This window comes from Achromobacter sp. Marseille-Q0513 (assembly GCF_018195695.1).
Taxonomy (GTDB): Bacteria; Pseudomonadota; Gammaproteobacteria; order Burkholderiales; family Burkholderiaceae_B; genus Achromobacter.
Genome location: NZ_JAGTJY010000610.1, coordinates 1 through 374, shown reverse-complemented (window position 1 = coordinate 374; position 374 = coordinate 1). Strand labels below are relative to the sequence as shown.

General features: G+C 70.3%; 1 protein-coding gene. It reads right to left on the bottom strand.

Annotated features, from left to right (window positions below; genetic code table 11):
- On the bottom strand, positions 1-374 hold a 374-nt coding region (ybeY, locus tag KDH83_RS31980), incomplete at both ends, for an rRNA maturation RNase YbeY (RefSeq protein WP_212323215.1).

The window sequence follows — 374 nt, the reverse complement described above, 5'->3', positions numbered from 1 at the left end:
GTAGGGATCCATGATGCCCATGCCCGCCAGCGTGACGGTTTCCAGCGCTTCCATGCGCTTGGCGTCGCGGGCCTTGACGTGGTCGTAGCCGAGCGCGTGCAGCACGCCGTGCAGGGTCAGGTGGGCGGCGTGGTGCAGGAAGTCCTTGCGCTGCTCGCGCGCCTCGCGCGCCAGCACCGGCACGCAGATCACGATGTCGCCTCGGGCCACGCCCAGCGGGTCGACGCCGTATTCGAAGGTCAGCACGTTGGTGGCGTAGTCGCGGCCGCGGAAATCGCGGTTCAGGCGCTTGCCCTCGGCCGCGCCGACCAAGCGCAGGCTCAGTTCGGCGGCGCTGAAGTCGACCAGGCCGTCTTCGGCAGCCGCCGCCGAAC